The following is a 15,252-nucleotide window of genomic DNA, read 5'->3' on the forward strand; positions in this document are numbered from 1 at the left end:
GCCCCAGGTCAATGGTGGGGCCACGCGGTGCGGAGGGCGCGCGGAGGGCGGCTCCCCCGACGAGGAGCCGCCCCTGGGAGGAGGCGTACCGGGCCGCCCCGCTCAGCCGCCGGTCATCTCCCGCAGGGCGACGTTGAGTTCGAGGACGTTGACCCGCGGTTCGCCGAGGAAGCCGAGGACGCGGCCGTCCGTGTGACGCGCGACCAGTTGCGCCACCCGGCCCACGGGCAGTCCGTTGTGTTCGGCGACGCGGTGCACCTGGAGCCGGGCGTAGGCGGGCGAGATGTCGGGGTCGAGCCCGGAGCCGGAGGAGGTCACGGCGTCGGCGGGCACCCGGGCCGGGTCGACGCGGTAGCGGGGCGTCGAGTTGTCCCTGACCACGGCGGCCCTGGCCTCCTCGACCCACCGGAGGAGTTCGGGGTTGTCGCCGGAGCGGTTGGTGGCCCCGGAGAGGATCAGCGCGTACTGGGTGTTGACGCTGTTGGTGCCGAGCCCGTTCGCGGGGCGGGGCTGGAACCACCTGAGATCCGGTCGTGGAGTGTCCTCTCCCTTCTTGAGGGGGAGTTCGTAGCGCTGGCCGATGAGCCGGGAGCCGACCACGCGGCCGTCCTCCTCGATCCGCGAGCCGTTCGCCCGGTCGGAGAAGAGCCCTTGGCCGATACCGGTGACGGCCAGGGGGTAGATCACCCCGGCCAGGAGGGTCAGGACGATCAGGGCGCGCAGCGCGGCCCACAGGAGGCGGCCCGCGCCGCCCACGGAAGTGTTCATGAGGGTCACCCGATGCCAGGGACGAGGGAGACGAGCAGGTCGATGAGTTTGATGCCGGCGAACGGGGCGAGCAGGCCGCCGAGGCCGTAGACGGCGAGGTTGCGGCGCAGCAGCGCGTCGGCCCCCGCCGCGCGGTGGCGCACGCCCTTGAGGGCGAGCGGGACCAGCGCGACGATGATCAGCGCGTTGAAGATCACGGCGGAGAGGATCGCCGACTCCGGGGAGTCCAGGCGCATGATGTTGAGCCGGTCGAGTCCGGGACGGGCGGCGGCGAACATCGCGGGGATGATCGCGAAGTACTTCGCCACGTCGTTGGCGAGGGAGAAGGTCGTCAGCGCGCCGCGCGTGATGAGCAGTTGTTTGCCGATCGCGACGATCTCGATGAGTTTGGTCGGGTCCGAGTCCAGGTCCACCATGTTCCCGGCCTCCTTGGCGGCGGAGGTGCCGGTGTTCATGGCCACGCCGACGTCGGCCCGGGCGAGGGCGGGGGCGTCGTTGGTCCCGTCGCCGGTCATCGCGACGAGCTTCCCGCCGGACTGCTCGCGGGTGATCAGGGCCATCTTGTCCTCGGGCGTGGCCTCCGCGAGGTAGTCGTCGACCCCGGCCTCCTCGGCGACGGCCCGCGCGGTGACCGGGTTGTCCCCGGTGATCATGACGGTCCTGATGCCCATGCGGCGCAGTTCGTCGAAGCGCTCCCGCATCCCGGGCTTGACCACGTCCTTGAGGTGGACGACGCCCAGGACCCGGGCCCCGGCCGCGTCCTGAACGGCGACGAGCAGCGGGGTGCCGCCCGCCCGCGCGATCTCCTCGCCGGTCCGGGTCGCGTCGGGGGCCGGCCGGCCTCCGTGTTCCCGGACCCAGGCGAGGACGGCCGCGGTGGCGCCCTTGCGGATCCGCCGGGGGCCGTCCGGGCCCTCGTCGGCCAGGTCGACGCCCGACATCCGGGTGCGGGCCGAGAAGCCGACCCACTCGGCGCGCGGCAGTTCCTCGCGCCGCCGCTCGCGCAGTCCGTGGCGCTCCTGGACGAGGACGAGGACGGACCGGCCCTCGGGGGTCTCGTCGGCGAGGGAGGAGAGCTGGGCGGCCCCGGCGAGTTCGGCCGCGTCGACGCCTGCTGCCGGCAGCAGCGCGACGGCCCGCCGGTTGCCGAAGGTGATGGTTCCGGTCTTGTCGAGCAGCAGCGTCGAGACGTCACCGGCCGCCTCGACCGCGCGCCCCGAGGTCGCGAGCACGTTGCGGCGCACGAGCCGGTCCATTCCGGCGATGCCGATGGCGGACAGCAGGGCCCCGATGGTCGTGGGGATCAGGCACACCAGCAGGGCGGTGAGCACGGTCGTGGACTGTTCGGCCCCGGCGTAGCGCGCGAAGGGCTGGAGGGTGACGACGGCCAGCAGGAAGACGACGGTCAGCGAGGCCAGCAGGATGTTGAGGGCGATCTCGTTGGGCGTCTGCTGCCGGGCCGCGCCCTCGACGAGGCCGATCATGCGGTCGACGAAGGTCTCACCGGGCCGGGCGGTGATGCGGACGACGACGCGGTCGGACAGGACTCTCGTACCGCCGGTGACGGCCGAGCGGTCGCCGCCGGACTCACGCAGGACGGGGGCGGACTCGCCGGTGATCGCCGACTCGTCCACCGAGGCGACGCCCTCGACCACGTCGCCGTCGCCGGGGACGAGGTCGCCCGCCTCGCACACCACGAGGTCGCCGACGTTCAGCCGGGTGCCGGGCACCCGCTCCTCGGCGCGGCCCACGATCCGCCGCGCGACAGCCTCACTGCGGGCCCGGCGCAACGCCTGGGCCTGCGCCTTGCCCCGGCCCTCGGCCACCGCCTCCGCGAGGTTCGCGAAGATCGTGGTGAGCCACAGCCAGGCCGTGACGGCCCAGCCGAAACCGTCCCCGGGGCGCAGGCAGGCGAGGACCGTGGTGAGGACCGAGCCGACCTCGACCACGAACAGGACGGGCGACCTGACCATGACGCGCGGGTCGAGTTTGCACAGCGCCTGCGGGAGCGCGCGCAGCAGTGGGGCGGGGCCGAACAGCCCGGAGCCTCCCCGGCCGGGGCGCGGGAGATCGTGCCGGGCCCGTTCCGGGCGGGGGGCCCGGACGGGTGTCGTGGTGCTCATGAGGCGAGCCCTTCGGCGAGCGGTCCCAGCGCGAGCGCCGGGAAGTAGGTGAGCGCGGTGACGATGAGGAGGGTGCCGAGGAGCAGCCCGGAGAACAGCGGTTTCCCGGTGCGCAGCGTCCCGGCCGTCTCCGGTACCGGCCGCTGCCCGGCGAGGGAGCCGGCCAGTGCGAGCACGAGCACCATCGGCAGGAAGCGGCCCAGGAGCATCGCGAGGCCGATCGTCGTGTTGAACCACTGGGTGTCGGCGTTGAGCCCGGCGAAGGCGGAACCGTTGTTGTTGGCGCCCGAGGTGTAGGCGTAGAGGATTTCCGAGAATCCGTGCGCCCCCGAGTTCGTCATCGAGTGCGCGGGCGTCGGCAGGGCCATCGCGACGGCGGTGAATCCGAGGACCAGGGCCGGGGTGACGAGAAGGTGGAGCGCCGCGAGCTTGATCTCCCTGGCGCCGATCTTCTTGCCGAGGTATTCGGGGGTACGGCCGACCATGAGCCCGGCGACGAAGACCGCGATCACGGCGATGACCAGCATTCCGTAGAGTCCCGATCCCACCCCGCCCGGGGCGACTTCCCCGAGCTGCATCCCGAGCATCGTGATCCCGCCGCCGAGCCCGGTGAATGAGGAGTGGAAGGAGTTCACGGCGCCGGTCGAGGTCAGTGTCGTGGCGACCGCGAAAATCGAGGAACCGCCCACCCCGAAGCGGTTCTCCTTTCCTTCCATGGCCCCGCCCGCGAGGTCGAAGGCGGGCCCGTGGTGAGCGAATTCGGCCCCCATCATGAGGGCGGTGAATCCGATCCAGACGACGGCCATGGTGGCGAGAATCGCGTACCCCTGACGCGGCGAGCCGACCATGCGGCCGAAGGCACGGGGCAGGGAGAACGGGATGAGGAGGATGAGGAAGATCTCCAGGAGGTTGGAGAGCGGATCCGGGTTCTCGAAGGGGTGGGCGGAATTCGCGTTGAAGTAGCCGCCGCCGTTGGTGCCGAGTTCCTTCACGGCCTCCTGCGAGGCGACGGCCCCGCCGTTCCACTGCTGGGCCCCGCCGGAGAACTGGCCGACCTCGTGGATGCCGGAGAAGTTCTGGATCGCCCCGCACGCGACGAGGAGCACGGCCGCGACCAGGGAGAGCGGCAGCAGGACGCGTACGGTGCCGCGCACCAGGTCGGCCCAGAAGTTGCCCAGTTCCCCGGTGCGGGAGCGGGCGAAGCCGCGGACCAGGGCCACGGCCACCGCCATGCCGACGGCGGCCGACACGAAGTTCTGCACGGCGAGCCCCCCGGTCTGCACGAGGTGCCCCATCGCCTGCTCGCCGTAGTACGACTGCCAGTTCGTGTTGGCGACGAAGGAGGCGGCGGTGTTGAACGCCTGGTCGGGATCGATCGAGACGAATCCGAGGGAGCCGGGAAGAACTCCCTGGAGCCGCTGGAGCAGATAGAGGAAGAGAATCGAGACGAGGGAAAAGGCGAGCACCGCGCGCAGATAGGCGGGCCAGCGCATCTGGAGGTCGGGACGGGCTCCGATGGAACGGTAGACCCATTTCTCGGCGCGCAGATGTCCCCGGGCCGAGTAGACGCGCGCCAGGTAGTCGCCGAGCGGGCGATGCGCGAGCCCCAGTGCCGCCACGAGGGCGAGCAGTTGGAGCGCACCGGAAAGGACTGGACTCATGACGGCGTCCTCAGAACCTCTCCGGACATACCAGCGCCAGGACGAGATATCCCAGCAGGGCCACGGCCACGACGAGGCCGACGGCGTTCTCGGCGCTCACAGTTTCGCCACCCCTTTGGCGACGAGGGCCACCAGCGCGAATACCGCGCACGTGGTGACCACGAAGGCCAGATCGGCCATCTCGCACTCCTGAATTCATCCGCCGGCACGGGAAAGTGCGGGCGGAACGGTTGTTCGGACAAGGTGAGCAAACCCCTTTCCGAACACGCCGGGACCCGCGTTGACGGCTCCCATACGGCACCGGTCCCGCTCTTTACGGCTCCCGTACGGCGCAGGGGCACGGACACGCGCCGGGGCCCCGGCGTCCTGACGCCGGGGCCCCGCGAGAAGCACCACCAGAAGGGGAGGAGCTGTGCCGCTCAGTCCTCGTGGCCGAGCTGGAGGTCGCGTTCGGTGCGGCCGCCGCCCGCGACCTGCAGGACGGTGGCGACCGGCGGGTAGCCGGCCGCGATGACGGTGTACTCGCCGGAGGAGAGGTCCACGAAGCGGAAGGTGCCGTCCGCCTCGGTCGTCAGGGTGTCGACGACATTGCCGGCCGCGTCCAGCAGAGTGACCCGCGCGTCCTCCACGGGGCGTCCGCCGCGCGCCCGAACGGTGCCGCGCAGCACGGCCCCGCCGGCCAGTTCGATGTCCTGCCGGGTCTCGCGCGCGGCCTGCACGGACAGCGGGAGGGCGGCCGGGCGGAAGGCCGTGGCGCTGGCCGCGAGGGTGTACTCCCCCGCCACCAGGTCGCTGATGACGTAGCGGCCGTCGCGGCCCGAGCGCGTCGCGGACACGACCTCGCCGCGTACGTCGGTCAGGGTCACGGAGGCGCCCGCGACCGGGGTGCCGTCGGCGGTCGTGACCGTACCGGCGAGGCTGCCGGCACCGCCCAGGACGACGTCCAGTTCGACGGGGCGCTCCGCGACGGTGACCGTGACGGCCTGCGGCTGGTGGCCGCCGGCCGCGGCGATCAGCACGTAGGAACCGGCGCCCGGCGTGGCGAGCGCGTACCGGCCGTCCTCCCCGCTCGCGCCCCGGCCGACCTGCTGCCCGGACACGTCGATGAGGGTGAGCGCGGCGCGCGGCACGGCGCTGCCGTCGGGGTGCTGCACGCTCCCGCAGACCGGTACGCCGGGGCCGAAGGGGGAGCGCGTCGCGGGCAGCCGCACGGTGTCAGCGGTCTTCTCGGGCTCCTCAAGCTCCTCGCGCGCCTGCTCCGGCTCGGGCTCGGCGGCGGGCGTCTGGTGGGCGGCACTGGACACGAGAGGGGTCTCCTTCAGGAAGCAGGCGATCAGCAGCCCGAGGGCGAGCACCGGCACGAGGTAGAGGAAGATCCTCGGCATCGCGTCGACGTACGCCTGGATGTAGCCGTCCCGTACGGCCTCGGGCAGCCGGTGGACGAGTTGCGGGGTGACCGACTCCGGGTCGGGCAGGGCTGCCGAGGCGGGCAGCCGGTCGGCGAGGGCGTCGGCGAGCCGGCCCGCGAACAGGGTGCCGAAGACGGCGGCGCCGACGCTGCCGCCGATCTGCCGGAAGTAGTTGTTGGCGCTGGTCGCGGTGCCGAGGTCGCGCGGGCGGACCGCGTTCTGCACGGCGAGCACCAGCACCGGCATGACCAGGCCGATCCCGGCGCCGAGCACCGCCATCCACACGCTGTAGGTGAACCGCGAGGTGTCGATCTCCAGGCGGGACAGCAACCACATGCCGACCACCGACAGCGCGCTGCCGAGGATCGGGTAGATCCGGTAGTGCCCGGTGCGGCTGATGAGCTGTCCGGCGAGGATCGAGGCGAGGACGACGCCGCCCATCATGGGCAGCATCAGCAGCCCGGACTCGGTGGCACTGGCCCCGTCGACCATCTGCAAGTAGCTCGGCAGGTAGCTCGACGCGCCGAACAGCGCGACCCCGACGACGGCTCCGACGAGCCCGGTGACGTTGAAGGCCCGGTCGCGGAAGAGCCGCAGCGGGATCAGCGGCTCCTCGGCGAAGTGTTCGGCGAGCAGGAACAGGGCGGTGGAGACGACGGCCCCCGCGGCGAGGCCGATGATGACCCCGGAGCCCCACGCGTACTCGGTGCCGCCCCAGCTCGTCAGCAGCACGACGCACGCGGAGGCCGCGGCGAGCAGCAGCGCGCCGGGCACGTCGAGCCTCGCCTTGCTGCGGGGCCTGGGCAGTTTGAGGACGACGGTGATGACGGCGAGGGTCAGCAGGCCGAAGGGCACGTTGAAGTAGAAGCACCAGCGCCAGGAGACGTGGTCGGTGAAGAAGCCGCCGAGCAGGGGCCCCGCGACCGAGGCCAGGCCGAACCCGGCGCCGATCAGGCCCATGTACCGGCCGCGTTCACGCGGCGGGACGATGTCGGCGATGATCGCCTGCACACCGATCATGAGTCCGCCCGCGCCGACGCCCTGGACCGCGCGGAAGGCGATGAGCTGTTCCATCGAACGCGACCAGCCCGCCAGCGCGGACCCGATGACGAACACGACGATGGCGAACTGGAAGACGCCCTTGCGGCCGAAGAGGTCGCCGAGCTTCCCGTAGATCGGCAGGCCCACCGTGGAGGTCAGCAGGTAGGCGGTGATCGCCCACGACATGCGGTCCAGCCCGTGGAGTTCGCCGACGATCTTCGGCAGGGCCGTCGCGACGATCATCTGCTCCAGCGCGGCGAGCAGCAGCGCGAGCATGAGGCCGATGAAGACGGTGCGGATCTGGGCCCGGGTCAGCTCCGGGCGTGCGGCCGGCTCCTGCTCACCGGGCGGCGCGGGCGGCCACTCGGAGCCCGGGGCAACGACATGGCCTTCGGCGGGGGGTGGCCCCAGCCCCGGCCCCCGCCCGTCCTGTCCGGCCAGCCGCGGCCAGTTCTCCGCCAGCGTCGTCCCGCTCACCCAGTGCTCCCCTCGTCACGCTTGCGCCGCCCCTTTTCTCGCATCGTGTGACAAGGGGGAGCAAGCGCGCAAAGTCACCGGGAAACTACGGTGCGTGCGCTGCGGAAGGCGTTACGGCCGGTGAGAGCCCTACGCCGTACAACGGCCGGATGCGGAAAACCACCCGAACCGGTGAGAGGGAGTTCCGGCTTTTCGAGGCGGCAGGTTGACCCCCCGAGCTCGCCGGGGCGGGACGCTGTCGGGCCCGCCCCTCGAAGAAGGCCGGGCCCGGTGGAACTCTTCTGCCGCGTCGAGGTCAGGAGGCGGCACTCTCCCCGTCCCCGGCGGACGGGGCGGCGGGCCTGCTCTCCGCCTCGGCGGAGGGGCCCGCGGACTTCTTCTCCGTCTCGGCGGCGAGGTTCGCGAGGAGGGCGTCGTAGATCCGGGCGAGGCCCTTGGGCGCGAAGGTCCTCTCGAAGAAGCCGCCGATCCCGCCGGCCCCGTTCCACACGCTCGTGACGACGACGCGGGACTGCCCCTCGCCCGCGGGGGTCACCGTCCAGGTGGTGACCATCGAGGAGTTGCGGTCCTTCTCGACCAGTTCGCCGTCGGTGGGCTCGGTGACGTCCAGGAGGCAGTCCCGAACACGCTTGCTGGTGGCCTGGAGCTTCCAGTGCACGAGGGTGCCCTCGCCGTCCCCGCCCTCGCGCACCTCGTACTCGCTGAAGTGCTCGGGCTGGAGCTTGGCCCGGGTGCCGCTGTAGTCGGCCAGGGCGTCGAAGACGTCCTCGGGACCGGCGGCGACGATCCGCTGCGTCGTGGCTTCGACCTGCGCCATTGCACTTCCTCCAGAGACCTAGGGGGACTCGCTTCCGCCCGCGTCGCAGGCGACGGGCCCCAGCCAACCACCGAGGCGCATCGGCACCAAAATCGGGGTCGCGGCGATCAAGGGAACAAATGTTCTATTGTTCGGGGGCAGCCGGTCCGCTACCCCGAGGAGGCCGCCATGCGCTGGGAGAACCTCGCAGACGACTCGACCGCGAACGGCGCGCTCTTCGCCGCCGACGCGGTCGTCACCCGCACCTTCGACATGCCTGAATTCAGGGGCATCACCTTTCACGAGGTCCGCGCCCGCTCGATCCTCAACCGCGTGCCGGGCGCCTCGCGCATGCCGTTCGAATGGACGGTCAACCCCTATCGGGGCTGCTCGCACGCGTGCGTCTACTGCTTCGCCCGCAAGACGCACAGCTATCTCGACCTCGACACCGGTCTCGGTTTCGACAGCCAGATCGTCGTCAAGGTGAACGCACCGGAACTGCTGCGCCGGCAGCTGGCCTCCCCGCGCTGGCAGGGCCAGCACGTCGCGATGGGCACCAACGTGGACTGCTACCAGCGGGCCGAGGGACGGTACGCGCTCATGCCCGGGATCATCGAGGCGCTGAGCGAGCGTGCGAACCCCTTCAGCATCCTGACCAAGGGCACGCTGGTCCTGCGCGATCTCGACCTGCTGGAGCGGGCGGCGCGGGTGACCGAGGTAGGGGTCTCGGTATCGGTCGGCTTCGTCGACGAGGACCTGTGGCGCACCGTCGAGCCGGGCACGCCCGCGCCCCGGCGGCGGCTCGACGTCGTCAAGGCCCTGAGCGGGCGCGGCATCGGCTGCGGCGTGCTGATGGCGCCGGTGATCCCCTTTCTCGGCGACCGCCCCGAGCAGCTGCGGGCGACCGTCCGGGCCATCGCCGAGGCGGGCGCGACCTCGGTCACCCCGCTCGTCCTGCATCTGCGCCCGGGCGCCCGGGAGTGGTTCACGGCCTGGCTGGAGCGCGAACACCCCGCCCTCGTGCCGCGCTACGCCCGGATGTACGCGGACGGGGCCTACGCCCCGACCTGGTACCAGCGCCGGATCACCCGTCAGGTGCACGAGTTCGCGCGGGAGTACGGCATCGGCCCGGACCGCCCCGGAGCGGCGCGCAGGATCACCCCACGCGCCCCCGCGCACGCACCCGGGGGCGATCCGGCGGAGCCGACACAACTGACGCTCCTGTGAGCCGGGCGCGCGGGGCGCGCACCGCTCAGGTCTGCGGCTCCGTGCGCCGCTGTGCGGAGGCCCTGCGCCGGGGCTCCGGGATACGGGCCAGGGCCGCGGCGGCGGCCGCGCCCAGCCCCGGATGGCGCTGCGCGGACTGGAGCACCCGGCGGGCCCGCCGGTCGCCGAGGACCCCGAGCCCGGCGACGCAGGCGAGCGCGACGGTGCGATAGGGGTCGTTGCGGCCGAGGCGTCGTTCGAGCGTCGCGACGAGCGCGGGCACGGACTCCGGGGCGCGCAGGCTGGTCAGCAGTTTCACGGCGTGCAGGGCATAGGCGACGCGCAGTTCGTTGGTCACGAGCGAGGCGGCGGCGCGGGCCGTGCGGGGGTCCCCGAGCGCGGCGAGGGCGCGGGCGGCGGCCTCGCACCGCTGCGGGTCGCGGTGGTTGAGGAAGAGCACGAGGGTCTCGAAGGCCCTCGGGTCCTTCGCCGTTCCCAGCCGGTAGGCGGCCAGTTCGCGGGCCCAGAGCGGACGGCCGGGCGCGGTGAGGAGTTCGACCAGCTCCTCGTGGCCGGCTTTCCGGGCGAGCCGTTCGCACTCCTCGGCCGCCTGCTCCCCGTCGATGACGGCCTCACGCCGTAAGCGGTCGGTGAGCGAGCGCAACTCTTTGTTCATGGGAGCCGAGGGTAGTACCTGCCGAGCGGCGGGTCAGCGGGCCGGAGCGCCCGAACGGGAGCCGCGCGGGGCGAGGTTCGGCGAACACGGGGGCTGGCGCGCTCATTACTTGCGAGTTAAGCTCAGACGAGCGGGTATCCCCCGCGTTTCTCTCCCGCACGGCCTGGTGACGCAGCCGTACCGGGAGGGGTTGCCGCCCCAGGCCGGTCCGCGGACCGCGCCGCGGGCACATCGGTTCGGCGTGCGGTTCTCGTGCCGCGCGCGGCAGTGCGTGGTGCTCCGTACTCAGTACGGCCGGGCTCCGGGACAGGGCCTGGCCGGATTCTCTCCTCGTTCCCCTTCCCGGGTGCGCTCTTCGGGGCGGCGCCCGCCCCGGTGCGCGTGCCGCTCGGCCGGCGAACGCCGGTGCGGCCCTGTAGGCCTACGGCGCTCTTGTGGGGCCCGTGCGCGACGCATGCCCCCTCGCCCCGCGCTCTGTCCCCGTTCCAGTCGTCACCTCTCTTCTCCTGGAGTCCGCGATGGACCGTCCTTCGCCCCTGTCCCCCTCCTCCCGCGTGTCCGCGATCGGCACGGTGGCCGTCGTCGGGCTCGGCACCATGGGCACCGGAATCGCCGAACTGCTCGTGTGCGCCGGTCACGAGGTCATCGGCATCGACATCGACCCGGCCGCCGTCGGCCGCGCCCGCACGGCCGTCGAGGCGGCGACCGCCCGGTCCGTGCGGCGCGGCCGGACGAGCGAGCGGGAACGGGGCGCGGCCCTGTCCCGGCTGCGCACCTCCACGGAGATCGGCGCGGCGGCCGACGCCGGTCTCGTCATCGAGGTGGCGCCCGAGTCGTACGCGGTCAAGCGGGAGGTCTTCCGTCAGCTGGACGCCGTGGTGCGGCCGGACACGATCCTCGCGACGGGCACCAACGCGCTGTCGGTGACCCGGCTGGCGAGCGAGTCGGCGCACCCGGAGCGCGTCCTCGGTCTGCACTTCTTCCATCCGGCGCCCGCGATGAAGCTCGTGGAGGTCGTCTCGTCGGTACTGACCTCGCCCGCGGCGGTCGGCGCGGCCACGGACCTGGCGATCGGTCTCGGCAAGGAGCCGGTGGCGGTCGGCGACCGGCCCGGGTTCGTCGCGGACGGGCTGCTGTTCGGCTATCTGAACCAGGCCGCGGCGATGTACGAGTCCCGGTACGCCTCGCGCGAGGACATCGACGCGGCGATGCGGCTGGGCTGCGGTCTGCCGATGGGCCCGCTCGCCCTGCTGGACCTGATCGGCGTGGACACCGCGCACACCGTGCTGGAGGCGATGTACGCCTCTTCCCAGGACCGCCTGCACGCTCCGGCGCCCGTCCTCGGCCAGCTCACTCAGGCGGGCCTGACGGGGCGCAAGGCGGGGCGCGGCTTCTACAGCTACGCGGCGCCCGGCTCCGGGGAGACGGTGCCCGACGCGCTGACGCCGCCGCCCGGCCCGGAGCCCGGGGACGGGCCGCCGGTGCGTGCGGTGGGGGTGGCCGGCTCGGGCACGATGGCCTCGGGGATCGCGGAGGTGTTCGCGAGGTCGGGTTTCGAGGTGGTGCTCGCGGCCAGGAGCACCGGGAAGGCCGAGGCCGCCGTGGAGCGGATCGCCGCCTCGCTGGAGCGCGCGGTGCGGCGCGGCCGGATGACGGCCGAGGAGCGGGAGAGCACGCTCGCGCGCCTGAGCCCGGCCGGCTCCTACGAGCGCTTCGCCGAGGTCGATCTGGCCGTCGAGGCGGTGGCCGAGGACCTGGAGGTCAAGCGTGAGCTGTTCGCGGTCCTGGACGAGGTGTGCCGGCCGGGGGTGGTGCTCGCCACGACGACCTCCTCGCTGCCGGTGATCGCGCTGGCCCGGGCCACGCGACGGCCGGAGGCGGTCGTGGGGATGCACTTCTTCAACCCCGCGCCCGCGATGAGGCTCGTGGAGGTGGTGCGCACGGTGCTCACCGGGGACGAGGCGCACGCCACGGTCCGCTCGGTGTGCGGGGCGATCCGCAAGCACCCGGTGGACTGCGGCGACCGGGCCGGGTTCATCGTGAACGCGCTGCTCTTCCCGTACCTGAACAACGCGGTCAAGATGGTGCAGGAGCACTACGCCTCACCGGACGAGATCGATCTGGCGATGCGGCTGGGCGGCGGCTATCCGATGGGGCCCTTCGAACTCCTCGACGTCGTGGGCCTGGACGTCTCCCTGGCGATCGAGCGGGTCCTGCACCGGGCCTTCCGGGACCCGGGGCTCGCGCCCGCCCCGCTGCTGGAACACCTGGTCGCGGCGGGCTGCCTGGGCCGCAAGAGCGGACGGGGCTTCCGTGAGCACGCGCGGCGCTGAGACGGCCGGGACACGCGGGGCCGGGTCCATGCAGTACGTTCGGGGCATGCCCGAGCCCGCCACGCCCCCGCGCACCCCGTCCTCCCGCTCCCGGTCGTCGAGCAGCCAGGCGGCGAGTGCCCCGGAAAGCACGGCGGGCAGCCGTGCGGCGGCGCAGCGGCTCAAGATCCGCAGGGAGCTGGCGGCCGCGGCGATGGAGCTGTTCGCCACCAAGGGGTACGAGGCGACGACGGTCGACGAGATCGCCGCGACGGCCGGGGTGGCGCGGCGGACCTTCTTCCGGCACTTCCGCTCCAAGGAAGAGGCGATCTTCCCCGATCACGACGACACCCTGGTGCGGGCCGAGGCGGTGCTGAACGCGGCCCCGCCGCACGAGCACCCGCTCGACACGGTGTGCCGGGGCATCAAAGAGGTCATGAAGATGTACGCGGCCTCGCCCGCGGTCTCGGTGGAGAGATACCGCCTCACCCGCGAGGTACCGACCCTGCGGGAGCGGGAGATCGCCTCGGTGGCCCGGTACGAGCGGCTGTTCACGCGGTATCTGCTGGGGCATTTCGACGAGCACGACCAGAGCGGGAACGATGATCCGCTGCTCGCCGAGGTCGCCGCCTCGGCGGTGGTCACGGCCCACAACCACGTGTTGCGGCGCTGGCTGCGGGCGGGTGGCGAGGGTGACGTGATGGCGCAGCTCGACCGGGCCTTCGCGATCGTGCGCGCGACCTTCGGGGCGGGTTTCGGGGTCGGCACGGGCGAGCCGGCCGGCGGGCCCGTCAGGACCTCGGCCGAGACGCGGGGCGAGGTGCTGGTGACGGTGGCGCGCACGGACGCGCCGCTGGACGAGGTCATGCGGACCATCCAGCAGGCGTTGGACGCGCGCCGCTGACGTCCGCGCACCCGCCCCGGCACGTCATTAGGGGATGATCTCAGGGTTTTCCCTGATGCACGGAGAGTGACCGACCCGCCACGATGGGGTCAGCCACTCTCCGTTGTCATTTCCGGCCCGGGAGGCATCCATGAGCACACCATTCCCCTACATCAGGCTCGGCGGCGCACTACACGTCGCCGCCGACCGCGAACGATCGATCATCGCTCATCTGAGCAGGTTCTTTGCCCAACTGAGACCTGTGTTTGGCACCCGGTGTCTTGCCGCTTGGCACGCAGTGCCATACGTTGAAGTGGTCCGGGTGGCCGGTCGGGGGAACACCTCCCCACCGCCGGCTGTCCCCGCGAGGCCCGTCCCCGCGCGCCCGGACGCCTGCGTCACAGGCACTTCTTCGCGCATACCCGCGCTCCCGTGCACCCGCACCACGCACCAGCACCGCCGAACCGACGGCACACCTCCACCGCAGTACCGCAGCCTTCCTCCCGCGAGAGCCGGTCCGGCTCCCGCGGGCAGGAGACCCACCCGCCGGAGGCACCACCGTGAAGGACATCCTGGACGCGATCCAGTCGCCGGAGGCCACAGCCGACGACTTCGCCGCTCTGCCGCTGCCCGAGGCGTACCGCGCCGTGACCGTCCACAAGGACGAGACCGAGATGTTCGCGGGCCTCGACACCCCTGACAAGGACCCGCGCGACTCCCTGCACCTCGACGAGGTGCCCGTCCCCGAACTGGGCCCCGGGGAAGCCCTGGTGGCCGTCATGGCCTCCTCGGTCAACTACAACTCCGTGTGGACCTCGATCTTCGAGCCGCTGTCCACCTTCGGCTTCCTGGAGCGGTACGGCAGGGTCAGCGAGCTGACCAGGCGCCACGACCTGCCCTACCACGTGATCGGCTCCGACCTCGCGGGCGTCGTCCTGCGCACCGGCCCCGGGGTCAACGCCTGGCGGCCGGGCGACGAGGTGGTCGCCCACTGCCTCTCCGTCGAACTGGAGTCCGCGGACGGCCACAACGACACCATGCTCGACCCCGAGCAGCGCATCTGGGGCTTCGAGACCAACTTCGGCGGCCTCGCCGAGATCGCGCTCGTGAAGTCGAACCAGCTCATGCCCAAGCCCCAGCACCTGACCTGGGAGGAGGCCGCCTCGCCCGGGCTGGTCAACTCCACCGCCTACCGCCAGCTCGTCTCGCGCAACGGGGCCGGCATGAAGCAGGGCGACAACGTCCTGATCTGGGGCGCGAGCGGCGGACTCGGCTCCTACGCCACCCAGTTCGCGCTCGCCGGGGGCGCCACCCCCATCTGTGTCGTCTCCAGCCCGCAGAAGGCCGAGATCTGCCGCCGCATGGGCGCCGAGGCGGTCATCGACCGCACCGCCGAGGGCTACCGCTTCTGGAAAGACGAGCGCACCCAGGACCCCCGGGAGTGGAAGCGCTTCGGCAAGCGCATCCGGGAGCTGACCGGCGGCGAGGACGTCGACATCGTCTTCGAACATCCCGGGCGCGAGACCTTCGGCGCGAGCGTCTACGTCACCCGCAAGGGCGGCACCATCGTCACCTGCGCCTCCACCTCGGGCTTCACCCACGAGTACGACAACCGCTACCTGTGGATGTCGCTCAAGAAGATCGTCGGCTCGCACTTCGCCAACTACCGCGAGGCGTGGGAGGCCAACCGCCTCGTCGCCAAGGGCCGGATTCATCCCACCCTCTCGAAGGTCTACCCGCTGGCGGAGACCGGGCAGGCGGCGCACGACGTGCACCGCAACCGGCACCAGGGGAAGGTCGGGGTCCTCGCGCTGGCCCCGCAGGAGGGGCTCGGTGTCCGCGACCACGAACTGCGCTCCCGCCACCTCGACTCCATCAACCTCTTCCGGAACGTCTGAGG

10 protein-coding genes and 1 pseudogene are annotated in these 15,252 nt (G+C 72.2%); 4 read left to right on the forward strand and 7 right to left on the reverse strand.

Features of this window, described 5'->3' with window-relative positions; all coding sequences use genetic code 11:
- Nucleotides 1–102 precede the first annotated feature (102 nt).
- From AB0J21_RS02480 to AB0J21_RS02505, 6 genes and pseudogenes are all read right to left on the reverse strand, one after another.
- Entirely contained in the window at nt 103–768 is a 666-nt protein-coding gene (locus AB0J21_RS02480; protein WP_363143894.1) for a potassium-transporting ATPase subunit C, read from the reverse strand.
- A 5-nt stretch (nt 769–773) separates the two neighbouring features.
- Nucleotides 774–2,891 carry a potassium-transporting ATPase subunit KdpB gene (kdpB, locus tag AB0J21_RS02485; protein ID WP_363143895.1) on the reverse strand — a complete coding sequence of 706 codons (2,118 nt, stop codon included), beginning with the start codon at nt 2,889–2,891 and terminating at the stop codon, nt 774–776.
- Nucleotides 2,888–4,552 carry a potassium-transporting ATPase subunit KdpA gene (gene kdpA / locus AB0J21_RS02490; RefSeq protein WP_363143896.1) on the reverse strand — a complete coding sequence of 555 codons (1,665 nt, stop codon included), beginning with the start codon at nt 4,550–4,552 and terminating at the stop codon, nt 2,888–2,890. Before kdpA ends, kdpB begins: the two co-directional genes overlap by 4 nt.
- Nucleotides 4,553–4,562: 10 nt before the next feature.
- The gene (kdpF, locus tag AB0J21_RS02495; RefSeq protein ID WP_363143897.1) at nt 4,563–4,652 is read right to left on the reverse strand and encodes a K(+)-transporting ATPase subunit F; all 90 of its coding nucleotides are present in this window, start codon (nt 4,650–4,652) and stop codon (nt 4,563–4,565) included.
- Nucleotides 4,653–4,971: 319 nt separating this feature from the next.
- Entirely contained in the window at nt 4,972–7,413 is a 2,442-nt protein-coding gene (locus tag AB0J21_RS02500; RefSeq protein WP_363144086.1) for an MFS transporter, read from the reverse strand.
- 442 nt (nt 7,414–7,855) lie between these two features.
- Nucleotides 7,856–8,296: pseudogene (locus AB0J21_RS02505) on the reverse strand (SRPBCC family protein); the annotation flags it as partial.
- Between the two features lie 168 nt (nt 8,297–8,464).
- Here AB0J21_RS02505 and AB0J21_RS02510 point away from each other — a divergent pair.
- Nucleotides 8,465–9,502 (forward strand): Rv2578c family radical SAM protein, encoded by a 1,038-nt coding sequence (locus AB0J21_RS02510; RefSeq protein WP_363143898.1) that lies wholly within the window; start codon nt 8,465–8,467, stop codon nt 9,500–9,502.
- 25 nt (nt 9,503–9,527) lie between these two features.
- On the opposite strand, the gene AB0J21_RS02515 is transcribed toward AB0J21_RS02510, so the two are convergent.
- Nucleotides 9,528–10,157, reverse strand: a complete 630-nt coding sequence (locus AB0J21_RS02515) for an adenylosuccinate lyase (protein WP_363143899.1) — start codon at nt 10,155–10,157, stop codon at nt 9,528–9,530.
- A 518-nt stretch (nt 10,158–10,675) separates the two neighbouring features.
- Between AB0J21_RS02515 and AB0J21_RS02520 the strand changes: the two genes are divergently transcribed.
- The 3 genes from AB0J21_RS02520 (at nt 10,676) to ccrA (ending at nt 15,250) form a co-directional block, all read left to right on the forward strand.
- The gene (locus tag AB0J21_RS02520) at nt 10,676–12,490 is read left to right on the forward strand and encodes a 3-hydroxyacyl-CoA dehydrogenase NAD-binding domain-containing protein (protein WP_363143900.1); all 1,815 of its coding nucleotides are present in this window, start codon (nt 10,676–10,678) and stop codon (nt 12,488–12,490) included.
- Between the two features lie 46 nt (nt 12,491–12,536).
- Nucleotides 12,537–13,373, forward strand: coding sequence for a TetR family transcriptional regulator (locus tag AB0J21_RS02525; RefSeq protein ID WP_363143901.1), 837 nt, complete (start codon nt 12,537–12,539; stop codon nt 13,371–13,373).
- A 539-nt stretch (nt 13,374–13,912) separates the two neighbouring features.
- Nucleotides 13,913–15,250 carry a crotonyl-CoA carboxylase/reductase gene (gene ccrA, locus AB0J21_RS02530; protein WP_363143902.1) on the forward strand — a complete coding sequence of 446 codons (1,338 nt, stop codon included), beginning with the start codon at nt 13,913–13,915 and terminating at the stop codon, nt 15,248–15,250.
- Nucleotides 15,251–15,252 lie beyond the last annotated feature (2 nt).

Origin of the sequence: Streptomyces sp. NPDC049954, assembly GCF_040656295.1 — a bacterium.
Lineage (GTDB): Bacteria > Actinomycetota > Actinomycetes > Streptomycetales > Streptomycetaceae > Streptomyces.

Coding starts and splice junctions, on each gene's coding strand:
- AB0J21_RS02510 (WP_363143898.1), top strand. CDS start 8,465: ATGCGCTGGGAGAACCTCGCAGACGACTCGACCGCGAACGGCGCGCTC.
- AB0J21_RS02520 (WP_363143900.1), top strand. CDS start 10,676: ATGGACCGTCCTTCGCCCCTGTCCCCCTCCTCCCGCGTGTCCGCGATC.
- AB0J21_RS02515 (WP_363143899.1), bottom strand. CDS start 10,157: ATGAACAAAGAGTTGCGCTCGCTCACCGACCGCTTACGGCGTGAGGCC.
- AB0J21_RS02480 (WP_363143894.1), bottom strand. CDS start 768: ATGAACACTTCCGTGGGCGGCGCGGGCCGCCTCCTGTGGGCCGCGCTG.
- AB0J21_RS02525 (WP_363143901.1), top strand. CDS start 12,537: ATGCCCGAGCCCGCCACGCCCCCGCGCACCCCGTCCTCCCGCTCCCGG.
- kdpA (WP_363143896.1), bottom strand. CDS start 4,552: ATGAGTCCAGTCCTTTCCGGTGCGCTCCAACTGCTCGCCCTCGTGGCG.
- kdpB (WP_363143895.1), bottom strand. CDS start 2,891: ATGAGCACCACGACACCCGTCCGGGCCCCCCGCCCGGAACGGGCCCGG.